Genomic DNA, 11,373 nt, shown 5'->3' on the forward strand with positions numbered 1-11,373 from the left:
CCTAATTAGCTAAAAAACTCCTTCCGCGCAGCCTGTAGCCAACGGAAAGAGGCAATAGATGTGAATTAGATAGTCCCACACACTTTTTCGGTCAAATCCGGCGGGAACTGCATCGCCAGCATAATATGCTGAACCATGCTGCGCTTACGCTCGGTATTGGTATTGGTAATCACCCAATATGGCGTTCCAGGAACGTGTTTTGGCTTGGTATGAGTGCCATTTTGCAGCAGCGTTTGTTGATCACCGGCAAAATAGGTGCGGGTCCGGCCGTGCAGTGACTCCGTTGCCGCCGCAAATTCCGCTGCATCCAAGGTATAAAGTGTAGATAACACCAGCATAAAACGGTTAACCGCTTTGTTTTGCTCGGCATATTCATCGGAAAGCAGCAGTTCTCGCAGCGCGCGCACGCGATCTCGCGGACCAGGCACTACCGCCACCGGCGTCTTGGCGACTTCGCCCGCAGGAACAGTACGTACCGGTTGCCCAGCGGTAAATTTCAACATGCGCCGTAAAATATCGGACGCACTCTCGCCGATATGCTGCGTATGGCTGGCAATATAACGATAAAGCTCTTCGTCGACTTCAATAGTTTTCATCTTTATCCAGTACTGTTTTTCTACTTTCTTTATTCATATCCAAGGATTATAAAGTCAAAGCTGGCTGGCGAATAGCGCCATAACGGATCTGGCGATGAAAAGCCTGAATAGATCGTTATTCAACTTTGTTCTGATAATCCGCGTCATTCCGGAGCAGCACACCATCATCCAGTCATGATACCCTAACCACAATATCTCTCTGTATGAACTTCGCCATGAAATTGAACTTTCGCTTACAAAGCGCACATTCTCCGACTAATAATCTCCCTATCCTGCTGATCCACGGCTTGTTTGGCAACCTTGATAACCTCGGCGTGCTGGCTCGCGACCTGCAACAGACCCATACCGTAGTGCAAATCGATCTGCGGGATCATGGTTTATCTCCTCGTTCCCCGCAAATGAACTACCCGGCGATGGCGCAGGACGTTCTGGAATTACTCGATCATTTAACCATAGAAAAAGCCATTATTATCGGCCATTCCATGGGCGGAAAAGTGGCAATGGCGCTAACGGCTCTTGCGCCGGATCGCATTGATAAACTGGTCGCCATTGATATTGCACCGATCGATTATCAAACCCGACGCCACGATCAGATTTTCGCTGCGCTCAACGCCGTGACCGAAGCCGGCGTGACCCAACGTCAGGATGCGGCAAAAATCATGCGGGAAATCATAAAAGAAGAAGGTGTGATTCAATTCCTGCTGAAATCATTTCAGGCTGGAGAATGGCGTTTTGACGTACAGGCGCTGTGGAATCAATATGAAAATATTGTCGGCTGGCAGCCTGTTCCGCCTTGGTCGCATCCTATTCTGTTTATTCGTGGCGAATTGTCGCCTTATATTCAGGACAGTTACCGAGATGAAATTGCCCGTCAGTTCCCGCAGGCTCGCGCTCATGTTATTTCCGGCTGCGGGCATTGGGTCCATGCGGAAAAACCCCAGGCGGTATTACGTGCTATCCACCGTTTTCTCGACGCGGAATAAAGTGCGAGGCTAATACTGTTGTTTAAAATTTGTACCCTGGGGAAAAGAAATGTATTTCCTGTGGAAAAATTGTGCAAAAAATAACGAATTAGCCTGATCTAATTGCAGTTAGTCATTGTCGGCACTTCATTGGCTAGGGTATTATGGCGCGCTATAATTTTGCCGCCGCGTTCAGCCGTAATACTCAGGCCGTGCCGGGGGACAAATGCAAATTCAGCCCGGTTATTTTGGTCTGAAACGTGTTAACCAAATCATCTGGAAAAGCTAAAACGCTTTCTGATGTGAATCCCTTGTAGTACCGCTACCTATGGCAAAAGAACAAACGGATCGCACGACGCTGGATCTGTTCGCAGATGAACGCCGTCCGGGGCGCCCGAAAACAAACCCATTATCCCGTGATGAACAGCTTAGAATTAATAAGCGAAATCAACTACGGCGCGATAAAGTACGTGGCTTACGGCGCGTGGAACTGAAGATTAATGCAGATGCGGTCGATGCTCTCAATAGCCTTGCAGAGCAACGTAACATCAGCCGTAGCGAACTGATTGAGCAAATGCTGCTTGCCCAGTTGGCTAAGGATCAGGCAGGGCTATAATGCCGTCGGTGACTACGCTGGAGTGGCGTGTTTCATTACGCCACTCCATATTTACTCTTTCAATGTTATGGCACTGGTTAGTTAAAAGGTTTCCCAATTCGCGTTATTGTCCACGCGCTGGGTCGTCGGCGCTTTCACCGGGTTTACCCTGGTTTTAGCCGCCGGTGTTACCTTGTCATCCTTCAATTTAAATACCGCCACCGCTTGATTCAACTTAGCAGCCTGATCTTCCAGTGAAGCGGCAGCCCGTGATGCTTCCTGCACCAACGCGGCGTTTTGTTGTGTCACGCTATCCATTTCGGCCACGGCCTGACCGACCTGACTGATTCCTTTACTTTGCTCATCAGAAGCCGACGCGATTTCGCCCATCAGATCCGTAACGTTAGTAATAGAGCGCACAATTTCGTCCATGGTATTGCCAGCGCTTTCAACCTGCGCAGAGCCGCTGGTGACACGATTGACCGATTCGGTGATTAACCCTTCGATTTCCTTCGCCGCCTGAGCACTGCGCTGTGCCAAATTGCGCACTTCGCTGGCAACCACGGCAAAGCCGCGCCCTTGCTCACCGGCTCTGGCCGCTTCAACCGCCGCATTCAGAGCCAGAATATTGGTTTGAAAAGCAATACTGTTAATCACTGTGGTAATTTCGGCGATTTTCTTCGAACTGGCAGAGATATCGGCCATAGTATGCACTACGTCAGAAACCAGAGAGCCACCCTTTTTCGCCGTAGATGATGCCGTCGCCGCCAATTGGCTGGCGTGATGAGCATTATCTGCGTTGTGTTTCACCGTCGCCGTGAGCTGCTCCATGCTGGCTGCGGTTTCTTCTAATGCCGCGGCCTGCTGTTCGGTACGGGAAGACAAATCGGTATTACCCGCAGAAATCTCAGATGCACCATGATAAATACTGTCGGTGCTGTCGCGGATTGCGCTAACGGTGTTGGCCAAACTGGTCTGCACATCCCGCAATAGTGGGAATAACTGGCCGACACAGTTGCGCCCAAAATCGACAATGGGTTGTCCCAGCTGACCGGAGGCAATCACTTTGAAATGGTCGCGCATCATATTGAGCGGACGCACCAGATTTGCCACCAAAAAGCGATCCGTCGCCAGTAATATCAACAGACCAATCACCAGCGCCGAAACCAGCGTAACGCTGCTTACCTTGGTAAGATGAGCAAATTGCTCCTTCACCACGCCGATTTCTGCCGATGCAGTTTTACTGAATGCCTCGGATGACGCGCCATACTGACGGCTTAAGGCTGGTACCGTTTGCTTGGACAACAGCTGGTAAGCAGTATTATCACCGGCCATAGCCGCTTGATACAGTGGTTCCACCCCTTGGGCAATCAGGGCATTCCAGTTAGAAATAACATCCTCAACCAATACCGGGCTGAGCTGCGCATGATCGATAGATTTAAACTGTGCCAAGTTCTTTTTCAGGCTATCCAAGGCCAGATTGGAGGATTTCAGCTCACGATCGGCATCTGCGCTATTCCCTGCCAGACGATAATCCACTGAACGACTCAATCGGGTCACCATACGGAAATACTGATCGGTTCCCTGATTGACCAAGCTGATGTTATCGACCAAAACGCTATTCGCGTTTGAGGCTTGAGTTAACTCATTGAGTGATAATAATGTATAAGCTGAAACTCCGCCCCAGAGCAAGCTAAATGCCCCGAGAACCCAAAGTAACGCTGCCCTGATGGTGATATTTTTCAAAAACTGCATGTTCGTTCCTTTTCTATTTATTGTCGGATTGTTGCCACAAAATTCTGGTGGAGTTTGATGACCGAAAAGCGATTTAGGACGTTCCATACAGCCAACGACTTCTCCTTCCTCATCAAAAATCGATTTGACAAGGCCCTCCTTGGCACCGCAATCGAAACCCGCGGGTTTCAATTCGGTTATCGGCAATCGTCTGCCAAGGTTGAGCGGTAGATGAAAATTTTATATCGCATAAACTTGATATAAGCAGAGAGATGTTTTCTGGCATGATGACGGCCTATTGGAAATAGTCAGTCTGAGGACTTAATTCCTTATTTCTATTAAGGATTTAGTCACCTGCGTAGTCCCTGATGACTCTTTTTTGAAACAATGGCTTAGCAATCAGCCTGTTAATAAAATCAGATGAGTCAGCCTCAGCAAAAAGGCGCTTTCCACAAGCACGATGAAAAATGTGTTATATTGTGGAGCAGCAGGCTCCACAACTAACGTAACTAATTGAATTCAAAGGTATAAATTTCATATGGCAACTGTAGGCATTTTCTTTGGCAGCGACACAGGCAATACCGAAAACATTGCCAAGATGATCCAAAAGCTACTGGGCAAAGACGTTGCAGAGGTTCACGACATTGCCAAAAGCAGCAAAGAAGATTTAGAGCAATTCGATATTTTGCTGATCGGGATCCCAACCTGGTACTACGGCGAAGCACAGTGTGATTGGGATGATTTCTTCCCAACGCTGGAAGAGATCGATTTCAATGGCAAGCTGGTTGCCCTGTTTGGCTGTGGCGATCAGGAAGACTATGCGGAATATTTCTGTGATGCCATGGGCACAGTACGTGACATCATCGAACCGCGTGGCGCAGCCATTGTCGGTCATTGGCCAACCGCAGGCTACCATTTCGAAGCGTCAAAAGGTCTGGCGGATGACGATCACTTTATCGGCTTGGCTATCGATGAAGACCGTCAACCAGAGCTGACCAACGAACGCGTTGAAGCTTGGGTAAAACAAATCAGCGAAGAACTGAGTCTGTCAGATATCGTGGGTTAATCTGCCTAACATGCCCTGAATTGCCTGGTTTGCGATCAGGGCATGGTTCTCCATTCTGGTGCGTAAATGTGCGGCAAAAACCCCACAAAAATAGATGATAATAAGGCGTTAACGAAACTAAACAGTTTTAAATTTGTAAGTTCCGTCGCCATCACTGTACACTAGGGCTATCTGTTCTCCCCGTTCATCAATACGCTGCATGATTAATCTTGCAAAGTGTGCAATTATATCTTTGTTAATAACCTACGGTTTTCATTTTGAGCTACCGGTTCTATAATGAGACGCAATTATATTTTTGTGCCTACCGATGTCATAGGCTGAACAGCCTCAATTTGAATAACAAAGTAACAGGACTGAATCCGCATGACTGACAACAACAGAGCATTAAAGAACGCTGGCCTTAAGGTAACGCTTCCGCGCCTGAAGATTTTGGAAGTGCTGCAAAAGCCAGATTGCCATCACGTCAGTGCGGAAGATCTTTATAAAAAGCTGATCGATATGGGTGAAGAGATTGGTCTGGCCACGGTTTACCGCGTACTTAACCAGTTTGACGACGCCGGTATTGTCACCCGCCATAATTTCGAAGGTGGCAAGTCTGTCTTTGAACTGACCCAACAGCATCATCACGATCACCTGATTTGCCTGGATTGTGGCAAAGTGATCGAGTTCAGCGATGAATCCATTGAAGTCCGCCAACGTGAAATCGCAACTCAGCACGGTATCAAGCTGACGAATCACAGCCTGTATTTATACGGTCACTGTGAAGGCGGCGATTGCCGTGAAGATGAGACTTTGCACGACAAAAAATAAGATCTGATTCATCAGATCCGAGTATCAGACCACCCTTCTCTAAGTCGTAAAATACACTTGGAAAATGCGTGGTCTTTTTTTTACTCCTCATAAATCTATTTTCCTTCTCCGCCTATTGTTATTTAGCGTTCAAATAAACAGATTAAATTTCAATTATTTTGGGCCTAAGTCATCTTTATCTAAAATAAGGCTCAGCGACTAAAAACGTTCGCAAATAATTACACTAAATAACAGGCAAAAAAAAACCCCGGGGGCACCGGGGAAATTACCATCAACTCAACTTAAACAGGAGATAACTAGACACAGCTTAATAACACTCAATTTCGCAAAAACTCGATTTCACAACACTCAGCTTAATAACACTCAGTTTAACAACAGCTTAATTTGGCCCCAATTGCTCAGGGCCGATACTACAACTAGACGGATAATTACAAAGTTGCGCTAACGACTTCAGCACGACTGTTGCGCTTACCGTCCGGACTGGCAGAACGAATCATCACTTCGCCACTGACCTTCGGCTGGTTTTTGATATCGTATTTCTGCCATTGCTGACCACCGTCAACGGAGTATTCTATGGTCAGCCCCGGCAGGCTAACGTTAGCCTCCAATAAGCCGCCCTGAACACGCGCTCCCGGCACTGGCAGGCGATACGAGATACCGGCCTTATCCAGTTTTGCCAACTCGCGCTGACCCATAATATTGGCAAAACGCTGCCAATCGGCACTTAACGCCTGAGTATCCACATGATGGGTTTCTCCACCTTTGTACTCGCGGCCCGCTTTATAATCCTGCTCCCAAGGTGCGCGATGCCAAGCACGTTCTGCCAACGGCAGCGCTCGTGGGAACATCATGTATTCCATTTGATCGTCGGTACGTACAGTTTCATTCCACGACTGACCTGAAATACCGTGAACACCCGGCCAAGGCTTATCACTCTTGGCGCTGAAATGGTTACCATCGCGGTCAACGGAGGTTTCAGCGTTCTGCGGCATGTTATTTGGCGCAAAACTGAATACCTTAGCTTCATCGGTAAAACGAGTTGCCCAGTAATAGCCCCGCTCACGCGGGTTCACTTCATAAGGCATATCGAAGTAAACATAGTCTGGGTTAGAAGCGATGACTTCATAGCCTTTATTCGCCCAATCGTTCACCGAATCGGCTCCGCCCCAATACAGGGTATCCCAGAAGTTCACACCTACGCGTTTGGTAGCGAAAGCTTTGGCATCTTTGGCGTTTTTCAAACCATCCTGCCAGGCCTGCATTTTCTCAATACCGTGCGCATTAACCAACTTGCTCACTTCTATCGCAAAGTGGCTAGCGAGGTGTTCCACGTCCTCAATTTTTCCTTGCTTAACCATGTCCTGACAAACCTGAGACTTCGCCCAAGGTTTATCTTCGATGCTCTGATCGATAATGCCCTTGCCCGGCTCAATCTTGCCGTTTTTATCCTGGAAACCCGCGCCCAAACGGATATTTTTCGCCTCATCTCCGCCAAAGTGCCAGGTTTGCAGCGGCATACCCGCTTCTTTATGCATCTGAGCCATTTCGCCAATCACTTTATCCACAAAGCGTTTGGAAGAATCCAGGCAGGGATTCAGGTAGCTTTTACGCTCATAGAACTGAACTGAAGTCGTATTGGAATCATCCGTCGGGTCCAGCAGGCGGAATTCATTGGCTTCTGCTTCTTTACCCTGCTTCATCAGATTGTTATAGCGAGCTTCCATCGAAACGACCGCAGCACGGGCGTGAGCAGGCATATCGATTTCGGGAATCACTTCAATCTGGCGCGCTTTGGCATATTTCAGGATATCGATGTAATCCTGACGGCTAAAGTGCCCGCTTCCCAGATTATTGCTATCCGGGCCTGAACCTAACTGTGGCAATAAACAGGCATTTTCGCTGAGATCGTGGCAACGCTTGCTTCCCACTTCGGTCAGCTCCGGTAAGCCCGGAATTTCTATGCGCCAGCCTTCATCATCGCTAAGATGGAAGTGGAATTTGTTTAGCTTGTAAGCGGACGTTTGGTCCAACAAACGCAGTACCGCATCCTTGGTTTTAAAGTTACGGCCGACATCAAGGAACAGCGCGCGATATTCAAAGCGCGGTGCATCTTTGGCATCCAGAGTAGCAATTTTCTTACTGCCATCGGACGGAATCAGCGACAGGATTGACTGTAAACCGTAAAACACGCCGGTTTGATCGAAACCAATTACCTGCGCGCCCTGCTCGCCAATCTTCAGTTCATAAGCACCAGCAACGGCCAGATCGCCTTTAAAATCACTCGGCTGAATCATAGTCGTTATCGGGTAGCCCGCCGCATTAACATTCACACCCAGCATTTCAAAGCGTTGCTGCGCTGCGTCTGCCGCAGGTTTTGGTAAAGCACTCAACTCCAGCGCCACGCCTTTGCTCAGATCGACATCAGCGTTATGAACTTTGACGCTCATCGGCGTTGGAATAATCTGCCCACGCAGGCTTTCTGCCGGCAGGGTTTTCAGACTTTCGTTCTTAACAAAACGGGATTCAGGCGTCATCAGAACGTTATTATCGTCCTTGGTACGCTTCCATTGATCCCCAGTGAAGCGCGTCAGGAATTGATCGATATCTTCGGTGTCAGTACTAGCCAGAACTTTTGGCTGCGCATCGCCAGAAGTGGCGTACCAGCGCGGCATAAAGTCGGTTTCGAATAGCTGCCAGTATTCACCTGTGATCGGGATTTCCACTGCTTTATTGGCCGGAAAACCGCTGAACTTATCGGTTGGCTCGATTTTATGCAGATCGCCGGTCAAATGGGTAATTTTGAACTGATCGTTACCCACCGCCAGCACCTGACGCACATTATGGAAATACAGCGCCCAATCTTTACCCTGAATCTCATCCCCGGCGTTGGTCAGAGTAATCAGTGTTTTGTTACAAGAGGCCCAGTCAGCTCCCAACGCGGCACAATCCGTTCCATTATCTGCGGCTCGGTTATCTTTTATTTTGAAATTAACCTTAAGCTGGCTTAGTTGGTCGACAACCTGTTGGTCGGCGGGGCTGGCTTGCGCCGCCCCCATCAAACCAAAAGTTGCTGTTAACGCAGCCAAAGCACTTAGTTTGAATTTATTCATGACTCACCTCATCCATCCTTAATTATTGTTACGTATTTCCTGCCATAGCTTTCCGCACTGAGCGGCATAAGCCTGACCGTTGCCCGTCTGTTCGGCATCCAGACAACGTTGGTAATCCAATACGCGAACGTTTTCTTTCTCAGCAAAGGTCTGGTGGGCTTTTTCCTGCTTCAATACGTTTAACACCGCTTTGCAAGGAATCAGCCTTTCTGGCGACCCTTCACTGGCATTGATACAAGCACTGTAAGCTTGTTTCAGTTTCGAATCTTCCGGCTGTACCGGCGCTTGCTGAACACAGGCGCTCAATCCCAGAACAACGGCAACCACACCTATCAGTTTTTTCATGACACAGACTCCGTTATGCGCCCCGACGACTCCGCCGGGGCCGACAGTTAGAAGATGGTGAACGGCGCGATCACGATAAATTTAATGTCTTTCTCATCCTGGAAGATGTTGCCAAAACCACCGCCGTAGCTCGGGATATTGGTGTGGTTGTCATACATGGTGTAATGCAGTTTGAATAATGTCCCTTTGGCTCGGCCTTCCTGCAAGGTGTACAGCACGTCGAAGTTCCATGCAGACTCTTTTAAACGAGTATTCTGATCGAACACTGGATTAGAGCTTGGTTTTGCATCCCAGCCGTAAGCATAGGAGGTACCGACAGACCAACCAGCCATATTCCAATTAACCAGGTCATACATTACGCCAGCAAATACTGCTTTTTCGCCGTTGGCGTTAAAGTCGGAGCGGGAATCCCACCACACGTCCAAACGACCATTGGAGCTGGCATAGCCCGGAGTCATACGTTGCAGGAAGTAGCCCTGATTGCCTTCAGCCTTGGCCCAGGTACCTTCCAGACGCAGGTCAAATGGCCCGGTGGTATAACCGAAGGTCAGCGCCTGCAACCATGCCAGACCGTCGTAAACGTCGTTAGGGTTGCTTGCGCCGCCGTCAACTTTGTCTTTAGCCCCGTAGAACTGGTAAGACGTTCGCAGATCGTTACCTGCAACCGGGAAGGCATAAGAGGCTTTAGCAAAATACTGATCCATGTAGTCTTTTGCTTGACCAAACGCCGCTTCCATAACCAGTTTGTTTTTGAAGTCGTATTTAGCACCGAAGGAGTGTAGGTAGCTCACGCCGGTCAAGCCATCAGCCTGACGGAAGTTGTACATATTGCGATACCAAGGCGCTTTGTATTCGTCGGTCCACATGTAAGACATGGAGAGCGCACCGGCGGTGTCGAAATCAAACTTCGCGCCACCTTCAGCACCACGGTAGGTGCCCGGCATAAAGCTCCAGTGCGGAGCCAGTAAGCTTTGACCTTTTGGTTGAATGTAACCGCCCTGCGCCCAGTAATCGCCAAACTTGAATTTCGCGGCGGCTTTATACAGGCTCACACCGCTGGTGTCACCGGTCCATTTTTCATCCCAACGGCTTTTCGCATCACTGAAGCCGATTTCGTTTGGTGCCGCCGGGCCGCTGTTGGTCATCTCTACGGCACCGAAGGCCGCCAGGTCGATACCGAACATGTCAGCGGCGTAGCCAGAAGAGAAATCCAGATTGGCGTTAAAAGTCGAGTGATGCAGGTTGGCGACATATTTGCCGTAGTCCGCACTGTCAGGCGTTAGGTCCTTACGATCACGTTGGCGCTGCCAATAGTAAACACCACCAGTAAGTGATGAATCATCGATAAAACCTTCAGCTTGCGCCTCCGGCGCTATCATGAACCCAGTCCCTAACACCGCGCCCGCGACTGCGAGCGCTAACGTTTTACGTTTAGCACAGTGCGTAACCATATGAAAAAATTCCTCTTTGACATCACAAGTAAATAGCGTTGCCTTGTGTTCACCACTGCTCACAGGTTCCGCTGAAATAAAACCCATCTGGGTAAAGAAATAGTGAGGGATAATCCTCGTTAGCATTATTTGCTAAACACAGACTATTTTTCGCGACGCGAATTATCAATTGAAAAAAAAGGTATTTAGCCAAAATATGACAATGTGCACATAACTATGAAAAAATATTACTGACTTCACAAAATCTGAATTTCTGGTTAAAAACCTAATTAATACAACGATAAAAAGTCAACGAGGGATGATTGAAAGGTTTCAGCGACGAATCAAACTATTAAAAATCTGTTCTAATGAACATTTATCAACGCCATTAATTCGCAATGCGAATATTCTTGATGCCGTTATTCCACTCAAAATTCAGTATTAACTCGAGCGTTAGCTTTACAGCCCTAAAAGCAAAGAATGGGACATCATCAATTGGAGCAACCTGATGTTCAGGTTTAATAAATTAAACCGCAACGCAGCCCATAATAATCGAGCGACAGATGGTTGGCTGAATGACTAAGTCGTTGAGTGGTTAAGTCGTTGAGTGGTTAAGTCGTTGAGTGGTTAAGTGGTTAAGTGGTTAAGTGGTTAAGTGGTTAAGTGGTTGAGTGGTTGAGTGGTTGAGTGGTTGAGTGGTTGAGTGGTTGAGTGGTTGAGTGGTT

At 48.2% G+C, this 11,373-nt stretch carries 9 protein-coding genes; 4 read left to right on the forward strand and 5 right to left on the reverse strand.

Going from position 1 to position 11,373, the window contains the following annotated elements; translation table 11 throughout:
• Positions 1-65 precede the first annotated feature (65 nt).
• Entirely contained in the window at positions 66-596 is a 531-nt protein-coding gene (gene seqA, locus ACQ4OC_RS17645) for a replication initiation negative regulator SeqA (protein ID WP_064512482.1), read from the reverse strand.
• A gap of 215 nt (positions 597-811) precedes the next feature.
• Between seqA and ybfF the strand changes: the two genes are divergently transcribed.
• A complete protein-coding gene (gene ybfF / locus ACQ4OC_RS17650) occupies positions 812-1,579 on the forward strand; it encodes an esterase (protein WP_064512481.1) in 768 nt (255 codons plus the stop codon).
• A 307-nt stretch (positions 1,580-1,886) separates the two neighbouring features.
• Positions 1,887-2,174, forward strand: coding sequence for a LexA regulated protein (ybfE, locus tag ACQ4OC_RS17655; RefSeq protein WP_049596757.1), 288 nt, complete (start codon positions 1,887-1,889; stop codon positions 2,172-2,174).
• Positions 2,175-2,255: 81 nt separating this feature from the next.
• On the opposite strand, the gene ACQ4OC_RS17660 is transcribed toward ybfE, so the two are convergent.
• A complete protein-coding gene (locus ACQ4OC_RS17660; protein ID WP_064512479.1) occupies positions 2,256-3,908 on the reverse strand; it encodes a methyl-accepting chemotaxis protein in 1,653 nt (550 codons plus the stop codon).
• A 517-nt stretch (positions 3,909-4,425) separates the two neighbouring features.
• Between ACQ4OC_RS17660 and fldA the strand changes: the two genes are divergently transcribed.
• Together fldA and fur are read left to right on the forward strand one after the other, a co-directional pair.
• Positions 4,426-4,953, forward strand: a complete 528-nt coding sequence (gene fldA, locus ACQ4OC_RS17665; protein WP_064512477.1) for a flavodoxin FldA — start codon at positions 4,426-4,428, stop codon at positions 4,951-4,953.
• A gap of 363 nt (positions 4,954-5,316) precedes the next feature.
• Positions 5,317-5,763, forward strand: coding sequence for a ferric iron uptake transcriptional regulator (fur, locus tag ACQ4OC_RS17670; protein WP_049596760.1), 447 nt, complete (start codon positions 5,317-5,319; stop codon positions 5,761-5,763).
• A gap of 428 nt (positions 5,764-6,191) precedes the next feature.
• On the opposite strand, the gene ACQ4OC_RS17675 is transcribed toward fur, so the two are convergent.
• The 3 genes from ACQ4OC_RS17675 to chiP are packed head-to-tail and all read right to left on the reverse strand — an operon-like array spanning position 6,192 to position 10,669.
• Positions 6,192-8,873 (reverse strand): beta-N-acetylhexosaminidase, encoded by a 2,682-nt coding sequence (locus ACQ4OC_RS17675; RefSeq protein WP_430971463.1) that lies wholly within the window; start codon positions 8,871-8,873, stop codon positions 6,192-6,194.
• An 18-nt stretch (positions 8,874-8,891) separates the two neighbouring features.
• Positions 8,892-9,218 (reverse strand): ChiQ/YbfN family lipoprotein, encoded by a 327-nt coding sequence (gene chiQ / locus ACQ4OC_RS17680; protein WP_064512473.1) that lies wholly within the window; start codon positions 9,216-9,218, stop codon positions 8,892-8,894.
• A gap of 47 nt (positions 9,219-9,265) precedes the next feature.
• Positions 9,266-10,669 (reverse strand): chitoporin ChiP, encoded by a 1,404-nt coding sequence (gene chiP / locus ACQ4OC_RS17685; RefSeq protein WP_064518193.1) that lies wholly within the window; start codon positions 10,667-10,669, stop codon positions 9,266-9,268.
• Positions 10,670-11,373: the final 704 nt, after the last annotated feature.

Source organism: Yersinia sp. J1, from assembly GCF_050586585.1.
Lineage (GTDB): Bacteria > Pseudomonadota > Gammaproteobacteria > Enterobacterales > Enterobacteriaceae > Yersinia > Yersinia entomophaga.

What these genes read in the sequence shown, in the direction of transcription:
- seqA (WP_064512482.1), bottom strand. Translation starts at nt 596, where the DNA reads ATGAAAACTATTGAAGTCGACGAAGAGCTTTATCGTTATATTGCCAGC.
- ybfF (WP_064512481.1), top strand. Translation starts at nt 812, where the DNA reads ATGAAATTGAACTTTCGCTTACAAAGCGCACATTCTCCGACTAATAAT.
- ybfE (WP_049596757.1), top strand. Translation starts at nt 1,887, where the DNA reads ATGGCAAAAGAACAAACGGATCGCACGACGCTGGATCTGTTCGCAGAT.
- ACQ4OC_RS17660 (WP_064512479.1), bottom strand. Translation starts at nt 3,908, where the DNA reads ATGCAGTTTTTGAAAAATATCACCATCAGGGCAGCGTTACTTTGGGTT.
- fldA (WP_064512477.1), top strand. Translation starts at nt 4,426, where the DNA reads ATGGCAACTGTAGGCATTTTCTTTGGCAGCGACACAGGCAATACCGAA.
- fur (WP_049596760.1), top strand. Translation starts at nt 5,317, where the DNA reads ATGACTGACAACAACAGAGCATTAAAGAACGCTGGCCTTAAGGTAACG.
- ACQ4OC_RS17675 (WP_430971463.1), bottom strand. Translation starts at nt 8,873, where the DNA reads ATGAATAAATTCAAACTAAGTGCTTTGGCTGCGTTAACAGCAACTTTT.
- chiQ (WP_064512473.1), bottom strand. Translation starts at nt 9,218, where the DNA reads ATGAAAAAACTGATAGGTGTGGTTGCCGTTGTTCTGGGATTGAGCGCC.
- chiP (WP_064518193.1), bottom strand. Translation starts at nt 10,669, where the DNA reads ATGGTTACGCACTGTGCTAAACGTAAAACGTTAGCGCTCGCAGTCGCG.